11 protein-coding genes and 2 tRNA genes are annotated in these 9,309 nt (G+C 64.6%); 11 read left to right on the plus strand and 2 right to left on the minus strand.

Annotated features, from left to right (window positions below):
- The first annotated feature begins 79 nt into the window (after nt 1–79).
- From rplM to msrB, 4 genes are all read left to right on the plus strand, one after another.
- Nucleotides 80–556, plus strand: a complete 477-nt coding sequence (gene rplM / locus BVE01S_RS11795) for a 50S ribosomal protein L13 (RefSeq protein ID WP_055809236.1) — start codon at nt 80–82, stop codon at nt 554–556.
- Nucleotides 557–558: 2 nt separating this feature from the next.
- Nucleotides 559–1,053 carry a 30S ribosomal protein S9 gene (gene rpsI / locus BVE01S_RS11800; RefSeq protein ID WP_017503896.1) on the plus strand — a complete coding sequence of 165 codons (495 nt, stop codon included), beginning with the start codon at nt 559–561 and terminating at the stop codon, nt 1,051–1,053.
- Nucleotides 1,054–1,154: 101 nt separating this feature from the next.
- On the plus strand, nt 1,155–2,105 hold the full coding sequence (gene argC, locus BVE01S_RS11805; protein ID WP_066627763.1) for an N-acetyl-gamma-glutamyl-phosphate reductase: 951 nt from the start codon (nt 1,155–1,157) through the stop codon (nt 2,103–2,105).
- Between the two features lie 39 nt (nt 2,106–2,144).
- Nucleotides 2,145–2,648 (plus strand): peptide-methionine (R)-S-oxide reductase MsrB, encoded by a 504-nt coding sequence (gene msrB, locus BVE01S_RS11810; protein ID WP_066627765.1) that lies wholly within the window; start codon nt 2,145–2,147, stop codon nt 2,646–2,648.
- Here the strand turns inward: msrB and BVE01S_RS11815 are convergent.
- Complete coding sequence (locus BVE01S_RS11815; RefSeq protein ID WP_066627767.1) at nt 2,645–3,022, minus strand: hypothetical protein; 378 nt, start codon at nt 3,020–3,022, stop codon at nt 2,645–2,647. The two genes, msrB and BVE01S_RS11815, sit on opposite strands and share 4 nt — an antisense overlap.
- Entirely contained in the window at nt 3,019–4,959 is a 1,941-nt protein-coding gene (gene phaC / locus BVE01S_RS11820; RefSeq protein ID WP_088582954.1) for a class I poly(R)-hydroxyalkanoic acid synthase, read from the minus strand. The genes BVE01S_RS11815 and phaC overlap by 4 nt, the downstream gene beginning before the upstream one ends.
- An 84-nt stretch (nt 4,960–5,043) precedes the next feature.
- On the opposite strand from phaC, the gene BVE01S_RS11825 reads away from it, so the two are divergent.
- The 7 genes from BVE01S_RS11825 to BVE01S_RS11855 all read left to right on the plus strand — a co-directional run bounded on the left by BVE01S_RS11825 (nt 5,044) and on the right by BVE01S_RS11855 (nt 9,263).
- On the plus strand, nt 5,044–5,493 hold the full coding sequence (locus BVE01S_RS11825; RefSeq protein WP_066627771.1) for a hypothetical protein: 450 nt from the start codon (nt 5,044–5,046) through the stop codon (nt 5,491–5,493).
- A 39-nt stretch (nt 5,494–5,532) separates the two neighbouring features.
- Nucleotides 5,533–7,344, plus strand: coding sequence for a single-stranded-DNA-specific exonuclease RecJ (gene recJ, locus BVE01S_RS11830; RefSeq protein WP_066627780.1), 1,812 nt, complete (start codon nt 5,533–5,535; stop codon nt 7,342–7,344).
- A gap of 78 nt (nt 7,345–7,422) precedes the next feature.
- Nucleotides 7,423–7,497 (plus strand) — tRNA-Glu (locus BVE01S_RS11835).
- A gap of 220 nt (nt 7,498–7,717) precedes the next feature.
- The gene (locus tag BVE01S_RS11840; RefSeq protein ID WP_045811719.1) at nt 7,718–8,257 is read left to right on the plus strand and encodes a cold-shock protein; all 540 of its coding nucleotides are present in this window, start codon (nt 7,718–7,720) and stop codon (nt 8,255–8,257) included.
- Nucleotides 8,258–8,278: 21 nt separating this feature from the next.
- A complete protein-coding gene (locus tag BVE01S_RS11845; protein WP_066627783.1) occupies nt 8,279–8,758 on the plus strand; it encodes a DUF192 domain-containing protein in 480 nt (159 codons plus the stop codon).
- A gap of 45 nt (nt 8,759–8,803) precedes the next feature.
- Nucleotides 8,804–8,880, plus strand: a tRNA-Pro gene (locus BVE01S_RS11850).
- Nucleotides 8,881–8,957: 77 nt separating this feature from the next.
- Nucleotides 8,958–9,263 carry an ETC complex I subunit gene (locus BVE01S_RS11855; RefSeq protein WP_039245189.1) on the plus strand — a complete coding sequence of 102 codons (306 nt, stop codon included), beginning with the start codon at nt 8,958–8,960 and terminating at the stop codon, nt 9,261–9,263.
- Nucleotides 9,264–9,309 lie beyond the last annotated feature (46 nt).

Raw genomic sequence — 9,309 nt, forward strand, 5'->3', positions numbered from 1 at the left:
CAATCGTCTCCTGTATCAGCGCGCCTTCATTCGGTTCCCTCGGGGGCCGGACCCGATTTTCGTCTCCAGGAACCCCCTCATGCTGAAGAGCACTACGGCTTCGTTGAAGCCGGCCGAGGTCGAGAAGAAGTGGATCCACATCGACGCCGAAGGCGTCGTGGTGGGCCGCCTTGCGACCTTCATCGCCAACCGTCTGCGCGGCAAGCACCGCGGCGATTACACCCCGCACGTCGATTGCGGCGACTATGTCGTCGTCACCAACGTCGATAAGGTGGTGTTCACCGGCAAGAAGAACACCGACAAGATCTACTATCGCCACACCGGTCACCCGGGCGGCGTCAAGTCGACCACGCCTGAGAAGGTTCTGGGCGGCCGCTTCCCCGAGCGCGTGCTTGAAAAGGCCGTCGAGCGCATGCTGCCCAAGGAAAGTCCCTTGGCCCGCAAGCAGATGACGCACCTGCGCCTGTTCTCTGGCAACCAGCACGACCACGAAGCCCAGCAACCGGAAACGATCGACTTCAAGTCGGCGTCGCCCAAGAACACCCGGAGCGTCTGAGCATGACCGACGTGACCAACACCGAAACCGCCACCGGCTTCGACGCCCTGAAGGGCCTGAGCTCTTCGGTCGAGAACGACGCGCCCGTCTATGTCCAGAAGCTGGACGCTCAAGGCCGCGCCTATTCGACCGGCAAGCGCAAGAACGCCATCGCTCGCGTCTGGGTGAAGCCCGGCACCGGCAAGATCACCATCAACGGCAAGGACCAAGAGCAGTATTTCGCTCGTCCCGTGCTGCGCATGATGATCGCTCAGCCGCTGACCGTCTCGGACCGCGCCACGCAGTATGACGTGATCTGCACCGTCGAAGGTTCGGGTCTGTCGGGCCAGGCCGGCGCCATCCGCCACGGCCTGTCGCACGCCCTGACGCACTTCGAACCGGAACTGCGCAAGGTCCTGAAGCCGCATGGCTTCCTGACCCGCGACAGCCGCGTCGTCGAGCGCAAGAAGTATGGCCGCGCCAAGGCTCGCCGCAGCTTCCAGTTCTCGAAGCGCTAATCGCGTTTACGCGGTTTGGATTTGGGGCGCTTCGGGGAGACCCGGAGCGCCCTTTTTCTTGCGCCTTTGCTCCTTAAGCGGAGAAGGGACGGGAGAGACAAATGACCCATACCATCTTCATCGACGGCGAGGCCGGCACCACGGGGCTGGAAATCCGCGAGCGGCTGGAAGCGCGCCCGGATCTGAAGCTGATCCTGCTGGGCGACAGACGTCGGGATGCGGATGCACGGCGTGAGGCCCTGAACGGCGCCGATGCGGTTATCCTGTGTTTGCCCGACGATGCGGCCCGAGAGGCCGTGTCCATGATCGACAACCCATCGGTCAAGGTGATCGACGCCTCGACCGCCTATCGGGTCGCGCCGGGCTGGGCTTATGGCTTTCCTGAAATGGATGCCGGGCAGCGTGCGCTGATCGCGCGCTCTCAGTTCGTGTCAAACCCCGGCTGCTATCCCACGGGCTTCATCGCTTTGGTGCGGCCGCTGGTGAAGGCGGGTCTGGTTCCAGCCAACTATCCGGTCACGGTCAATGCGGTGTCAGGCTATTCTGGCGGCGGCAAGGCCATGATCGCCGAGTTCGAGGCGGCCCCAAAAGACAGCGGGGGCGCTACGACCGCCTATCGCGCCTATGGTCTGACGCTGAGGCACAAGCATGTGCCCGAAATGACCAAACACACAGGTCTGAGCCGAGACGTACTGTTCACGCCGGCGGTCGGCAACTACCGCCAGGGCATGCTGGTCGAGGTTCCGCTGCATCTGGCGGCCCTGCCGGAAACCCCCTCTGTCGAACGGCTGCACGGCGCCCTGGTCGAGGCCTATGACGGCCAGCGGTTCGTCGAGGTCGCCGACCTGGAGGAGACCGAAGCCATGACCGGCATCGAGCCCCAAGGCCTGAACGGCACCAACCGACTGCGTCTGCATGTCTTCGGCGATCGCAATGGCGAGCAGGCTCGGCTGGTCGCTTTGCTCGACAATCTAGGTAAGGGCGCGTCGGGCGCGGCGGTGCAGAACCTGAATATCATGCTGGGCCTGGATGAGGCGACCGGGCTGGTCTGAGCCCTGAAACCATTCCGCGACCTTCGTCGTATCAGGGACATGACCCAGTCCCTGATCCTGCATCGCCGGGGCCTTCTAATGGGCGCCGGCGCGCTCGCCCTGTCCGCCTGTTCGCCTGAGACGTCCGAAGCCGGGGAGGGGCAGTATGCAGCCTCGCCCTATCGTCGGGTGTCCGATGCGGATTGGCGACGACGCTTGGGCGACGCCTCCTGGCGCGTGATGCGGCACGAGGGGACGGAGCGTCCCTATTCCAGCCCGCTGAACGATCAGCACGCTCGCGGGACCTTCGTCTGCAAGGGCTGCGATCTGCCGCTGTTCCGATCGCAGTGGAAGTTCGATTCCCACACCGGCTGGCCCAGCTTCTATGACGTGATCGCCGCCAATGTCGGCAAGAAGCGTGACCTGGCCATCGGCATTCCACGCACCGAATATCATTGCGCACGCTGCCTGGGACACCAGGGGCATGTGTTCGATGACGGTCCGCGTCCGACGGGGCTGCGCTACTGCAACAACGGCGTGGCGCTGAAGTTCGTCTCGGCCTAGGCGCGACGCGCGCGCACGGCTGAATCGACGGTCAGGCCGAAGATGACCGAGGCGATGATCACCAGCAGCCCATAGTCGTGACCGACGAAGAATACGGGCGCGCAGGCCATGGCGATGACGATCAGTGGAAACAGTCCGGCCCAGACCGCCGTGCCCGGCGCGCTGACGTGGATCAGCGGCTGGGCGACTGGTCGTTTCATCACGCGCGCCATCCGTTCGTTGAGCAGGACAAAGGCGGCCGCGCAGATGACGGCCGAGATCACATATTTGACCGTATTGCCCGGTTCTCCGAACAGGCTGGCCGTCATGATCAGCAGGATCAAGGCGACGCCTGTGCTGAGGGCGAGCAGGGCGTTGGGTTCGAGACGGTTCAAGACTTCACTTTCACATAGCTGCCCGGCGCCGGCTCGATGGGCTTGAGTGGGCCCTTGGCGGGGTCGCGGGCGGGGATTTGAGCGCCGGAACGCGCGCCGAGCCAGGCCGACCAATGCTCCCACCAGCTGCCGGGATGTTCGACGGCGTCAGCCTGCCATTCGGCCAAGGTTGCGGGCAGGGCAGGGTTGGTCCAGTGCTGATACTTCTTTGCGGCGGGGGCGTTGATGACGCCGGCGATGTGACCTGACCCGGCCAAGGTGAAGGTCACATCCTTGCCGCCAAACAGTTTGGCGGACCGGTAGACCGAGTTCATCGGCGCGATGTGATCCTCTCGGCTGGCCTGGAAATAGAGCGGGATCTCGACCTTCGACAGGTCCGCCGTCAGGCCGCCGATCTCGAACCGCCCCTTGGCCAGGGCGTTGGCCCCATACATCTGACGCAGATAGTCCAGATGCAGCGCCTTGGGCATGCGCGTCTGGTCGGCGTTCCAGAACAGCAGGTCGAAGGCGGGCGGATCCTTGCCCAGCAGATAGTTGCTGATGAAGAAGGACCAGATCAGGTCGTTGGACCGCAGCGCGTTGAATGTTTCCGCCATGGCTGCGCCCGGCAAGACGCCGCCCGCCGCATCCATCTGACGCTCGATCTCGGCGATCCAGTGTTCGTCGGTGAACAGCAGCAGGTCGCCGGCCTCGGCGAAGTCATGTTGAGCGGCGAAGAAGGTGGCGGCGGCGATGCGCTTGTCGCCCTTGGCCGCCATATGCGCCAGACCAGCGCCAAGCAGGGTGCCGCCGATGCAATATCCCACGGCATTCAGTTGCTTGGTTCCCGCCTGCTCCAGAGTCTTCTCGACCGCGCGATAGATGCCCTTTTCCAGATAGTCGTCGAAGCCGAGGCCGGCCTTGTCCTTGTCCGGATTGACCCAGGAACAGACGAAGACCGTGAAGCCCTGAGCCGACAGCCAGCCGATCAGCGAGTTCGCCGGCTGCAGATCCATGATGTAGAATTTGTTGATCCAGGGCGGGAAGATCAGCAGCGGGATTTCGTGCTGGGTCTCGGTCGTCGGCGCGTATTGGATCAGTTCGAACAACTCATCGCGCCAGACGACCTGGCCCGGCGCCGTGGCGACGTTCTCGCCGACGACGAACTTGCCGTAATCGGCCTGGCTGATGCGCAGCGATCCGCCGCCACGTTCAAGATCCGCGGCGAAGTTCTGCATGCCCTTCACCAGCGATTCGCCGCTGGTTTCCGCCAAGGCCTTCAGCGCGACGGGGTTGGAGGCCAAAAAGTTCGACGGCGAGAAGGCGTCTGTCAGCAGGCGGGTGAAGAATTGCGCGCGACGTTTGAGCGTCGGATCGACGTCCTCGACCCCGGCGATCAGGCCGTTCATCCAGTCTGACGTCAGCAGATAGGATCGCCGCATCATGTCGAACATGGGGTTTTCGGACCAAGCCGGGTCCTTGAACCGCTTGTCGACCGGGGCGGGATCGGGCGCCTCGCCGGCCGCCTGACGCGCCGTCGATGACCAGAGCTGCATATAGCGGCCAAACAGGTCGGCCTGGGCCTGAATCATCTTGTCGGGCTGGGCGGCCAGGCTGGTCATGACTGACGTCATGGCCGGCGCGACGTTGAAGGGATCGGCGGAAAGGGCGGCCGGCCGATCGGCCTGGGTCAGCGCCGCCTCGGCGATCGCGCTCTGGGCCATCATGGCCGCCTTGGCCAGATTCATCGACAGGGTTTCGATCACCTCGGCCTGGTTGGACGCTGGTGCGGTCGGTTCAGGCGTCGGCTCCGCATGGGTTTCAGAGGCGGCCTCCCGCGTTTCGGCAGGTTTCGACCTGGGCTGGCGAGGCGGGCGGGGCTTGGCGGACGTCGGACGTCCGGCTTTGCGTGCGGGGCGATCGGGGGCGTCCGCCGGCGTTCTGGGAGTCTTGGCCATGATCGTCCTTCGCGCTTCCGGCGTCAGAGGGCGGTTCATCCGCCCTTCCGCGCACCGCGATGATGGCATAAGACCATCAAGGAAATGAACGCGTCGCACTCGAAAAAGATGATCCTGATCGCCGCAGTCGCGATCGCGACGCCATTGAGCGGCTGTATCGGCGCATCCGGCTCGAAGACGGAGGCTGTCTCGCCGCTGGCGCCGCGTATCCAGGAACTGGTCGACGCCAATCGGCGCTATCCGCGCTGGGAAGACTTTCCGGCAGCGCCGACCGATCTGCCGCCGGTCACTCAGGTCGCGTCAAATGTGCAGCGTCTCCAAGGCGACAGCGCGACGCTGACCAGCGAGATCGCACGCATCTACTGGACGCTCGGCGACGCCGAGGCGCTCGCCGCCGAAACACGCGCGGCCGTGAACGCCGTTCCGGTGTCGCCCGACGCCGTCCGGACCCAGGCGGATATCGAGGCCTTCGCTCAAAGCCTGCGTGATAGGGCCAAGGCTCCGCCGCCGCTCGACCGTCGCCCGGCGCGATGAGCGGTCGCGCGGGAGGCAGAATCCCGCGATAATACGCTGATGGCAGACGACAGCGGCGCAAAGACACTGAACGCATTCCTCGGCGTGTCTCGATCCCTGTCCGGGCGCGCCTGGCGTCAACGTCCGGCCGACGCCGCAACGACGCGCGCGCACATGCAAACCCTGAACCTGGAAGAACCGCTGGCCCGAGCCTTGGCCTCGCGGGGCGTACGCGCCGACCAGGGCCAAGATTTCCTTACCCCGACCCTGCGCGCCCTGTTTCCCGACCCGTCCAGCTTTATGGGTATGGACGCAGCGGCCGATGCGATCCTGAACGCGTTACAGGCCAAGGCGAACATTCATGTGTTCGCCGACTACGACGTGGACGGCGCCTCAAGCGCGGCGCTGCTGATGCGTTGGTTTCGGGCGATGGGCCACGAACTGTCGATCTATGTCCCCGACCGTCTGACCGAAGGTTACGGCCCAAGCGCCAAGGCCTTCGACACGTTGAAGGCGTCGGGCGCCGATCTGGTCATTACCGTGGATTGCGGCGCGGCGGCGAACGAAGCCCTGGCCCATGCGGCCGCCATCGCCCTTAACGTCGTCGTTATCGATCACCACCTGATGCGCAGCGAGCCGCCGACGGCGTTGGCGGTCGTCAACCCAAACCGGCCGGGCTGCAACTCGGGTCAAGGAAATCTGGCGGCGGCGGGCGTTGTCTTCGTGCTTCTAGCAGCGCTGAACCGGGAGGGGCGGCGGCGGGGCCTGTTCGCCGAGAGGGTCGAGCCGGACATTCGTCAGTGGCTGGATCTGGCGGCCCTGGGCGCCATCTGCGACGTGACCGGCCTGACCGGCTTCAATCGCGCGCTGACCGGCCTTGGTCTGAAGGTCATGAGCGACTGGCGCAATCCGGGTCTGCGGGCGCTGTTGGCGGCGGCCGGCGCCGAACCGGGACCGGCCAAGAGCAATCACGCCGGTTTCATCCTGGGACCGCGCATCAATGCGGGAGGACGCATCGGTCGCTCCGACCTCGGCGCACGGCTGCTGTCGACGGACGACCCGGCCGAGGCGGAGGCCCTGGCGATCGAACTCGATGCACTGAATCTCTCGCGGCGCGATGTGGAGCGGGCCGTCACCGACGCCGCCGTTCGTCGGGTCGAGGCGACCGGCGCCCATGCCGACGAAAGCGCCGTCGTCGTGGTCGCGGGCGAAGACTGGCATCCAGGCGTCGTCGGGATCGTCGCCGGCCGGCTTCGCGAACGCTGGCGCAAGCCGGTGATCGTCATCGGCGTCGATCCCGTCACCGGTCTCGGAAAGGGCTCAGGCCGGTCCCAGCCAGGCATGAACTTGGGACGCGCGATCCAGGCGGCCTGGGAGAGCGGTATCCTTCTCGCTGGCGGCGGTCATGCCATGGCGGCAGGCCTGACGATGGACGGTGCGCGCGTGTCCGAGCTGACCGCCTTCCTGAACGCTAAACTTGCCACCGAAAGGGTCGAAGCTGTCGCACACGATGTGCTGGAGATCGACGCGCTGATCGACCCGGCGGCGGCGACGCGCGATCTGCTCGAATCGTTCGAGCGTCTGGCCCCATTCGGCCCCGCCAACCCTGAACCCAGCTTCGCCCTGAGCGGCGTTCAAGCCCGCGAACCCGTCGCCATGAATGGCGGTCACGTGCGGTGCCGGCTGGTCGGTCCGGATGGCGCTTCGGTCAAGGCCATCGCCTGGCGCTGCGCCGATCTGCCGACGGGCCAGGCCTTGCTGTCGGGGCAGGGCGGGCTGAGCATTGTGGGCCGGCTGAAGGCTGATGACTGGAATGGCCGCAAGGGCGTGCAGTTCGAGATCGAGGATGTCGCCGATCCTCGAATGATCTGACGGCGGCTCCAAAAAACTGAAAATCCACGCTTGCACCGCTCCGAGGGCGCGGCTATATCGCCGGCTCTCCCGCGCAGCGGTCCCTTCGTCTATCGGTTAGGACGTCAGGTTTTCAACCTGAAAAGAGGGGTTCGACTCCCCTAGGGACTGCCACGCGGGCAGTATTATGGTTGAGCCTTTGAGGCTCCCGAGAAAAGGCTTAACTCAGATTGCGGACGAAACTGGCGGTCATTCGCCGGTGCCAACGATGCGCGTCTGTATTCCCCCAAACGCAAGCTTCTGCATAGGCGCGCATTTTCCGCTTTTCAAAATTTCGCGGAACGGTGTTAAATATAAAACGAGTCCGCTGGAGGCGCGGGCGGGGGTTTTTTAAGTGTCTGACTTTAGAGAGACGGAAACGGCGCAGACCGTTCGCGTCACTGGGCGCGTGAAGTGGTTCGACGCCGTCAAGGGCTACGGTTTCATCGTCCCTGACGATCCGACCCTGACCGAAACGAGAGATGTCCTGCTGCACATCAGCAGCCTGCGGGATCTCGGCCGTGATGCGGCCGACGAAGGTGCGACCATCACCTGCGACTGCGTCAAACGCGCCAAGGGTTGGCAGACGATCGAGATCCATGACCTGGGCGAGGGCGAAGCGACGCCCGCCGTGCGTCGACCCGTGACTTCGCCGCCGCCGCGGCCGGTCGCCGAAAGTGACGAACAGCTGGAGACCGCCCTGGTCAAATGGTTCAATCGGACCAAGGGCTACGGATTCGTCGTGCGTGATCGTGAGCCGGGCGATATCTTCGTCCACATCGAAACCCTGCGTCGCTGCGGCCTGGATGATCTGATTCCTGGCGATGCGGTGCGGGTGCGATTCGCCAACGGGCCCAAGGGTCTGGTGGTTGCAGACATCAGAACGGGCGACTGATCGAGCGCCCAGGAGAGGCGTATGTTCAAGGCGACAAGACGTTTTGCAATGGCGGGGCTTATTATGCTCGCGCTCGCTGGATGCGCGGCCAAGGCGCCGGTCGGCCCAAATGGCGAGCCGCTGCAGAAGCTGGCCGTCGTGACGACGTCGGGCGAGCATCAGTTCTGGGTCGAGATCGCCGACGAAGAGCCCGAACGCCAAAGGGGGCTGATGTTCCGTCCGCCGCTCGAGGCCGACCGCGGGATGCTGTTCCAATGGCCGGGCGAAGCGCCGCGCGAGCAAAGCTTCTGGATGCGCAACACGCCCAGTTCGCTGGACATTCTGTATATCGATCCACAGGGCCGGATCGTCTCCATCGCTTCGCACGCCACGCCTTTCTCCGAGGCGCCGATCCCTTCCAATGGCGCCGCCAACGGCGTCTTGGAACTGCGGGCAGGGCGGGCGGCCGAAATCAACGCCAAGCCCGGCGACAAAGTTTTGCATCCTTATTTCAAGCCTTGATTGCGGATCGCGTCGCGAAGTGCCAATAGAGCGCTCCGTTCGGTCCGGGGTGTAGCGCAGCCTGGTAGCGCATCTGGTTTGGGACCAGAGGGTCGGAGGTTCGAATCCTCTCGCCCCGACCAACGGAAGGCCGCTGGATCATATGTCCGGCGCGCGTTATGGCAGGGTCACAGGCCCTGCCGTCACTGAGGATTTCGCCATGTTGGCTCGCATCTACCGCCCGGCCAAAACTGCGATGCAGTCGGGCAAGGCCAAGAGCCGCGACTGGCGGCTGGAATTCGAACCGGCGTCGGCGCGCACCATCGATCCGCTGATGGGCTGGACCAGCTCCACCGACATGAACGGCCAGGTTCGGCTGAGCTTCGAATCGAAGGAAGAAGCGATCGAATATGCCGAACGTCACGGCATCGCCTTCCGTTTGCACGAGCCGAACGATCCGCCGGTGATCATCAAGGCCTATGCCGACAATTTCGCCACCAACCGCAAACAGTCCTGGACGCACTGACGCCTGACGTCTTGCCAGAGCGCCCATAGCTCAACCGGATAGAGCA

Origin of the sequence: Brevundimonas vesicularis NBRC 12165, assembly GCF_001592205.1 — a bacterium.
Classification (GTDB): domain Bacteria; phylum Pseudomonadota; class Alphaproteobacteria; order Caulobacterales; family Caulobacteraceae; genus Brevundimonas; species Brevundimonas vesicularis.